The organism is Pseudomonas sp. HY2-MNA-CIBAN-0224 (assembly GCF_040310285.1).
Taxonomy (GTDB): Bacteria; Pseudomonadota; Gammaproteobacteria; order Pseudomonadales; family Pseudomonadaceae; genus Aquipseudomonas; species Aquipseudomonas helleri.
This window is the reverse complement of sequence record NZ_JBEOPQ010000694.1, coordinates 1-256: the sequence shown is the minus strand read 5'-3', so window position 1 is coordinate 256 and position 256 is coordinate 1. Positions and strand designations below refer to the sequence as shown.

Below are 256 nucleotides of genomic sequence, written 5' to 3'. Positions count from 1 at the left end.
GTATTGTCTGGCAAAATGATATCGACTGATTTGTTCAGCCAATACTGGTCAAAATAACCATAAGTGTTGCTGAGTGACTCTAGCGCCGCTTTACTGTTTTTGTAAACGCGATGATTGAATACATCGCCTTCTTGCGGTGGTAGCTCTTTTTCCAACGCTTGGTATTCTTCTTGCTCGCGACCTTCACCGCGAATTTCGATAATACGACTGTCGACAATGACCGGCTCACCTAGATCTTCAATGACCACCTCAATGA

Annotated in this window: 1 protein-coding gene; it reads right to left on the bottom strand. The window is 44.1% G+C overall.

Annotated elements, in window-relative coordinates; translation table 11 throughout:
• Positions 1 to 256, bottom strand: a 256-nt coding sequence (locus AAEZ03_RS28095; RefSeq protein ID WP_350583220.1) for a POTRA domain-containing protein, incomplete at both ends; no start/stop codon positions are given.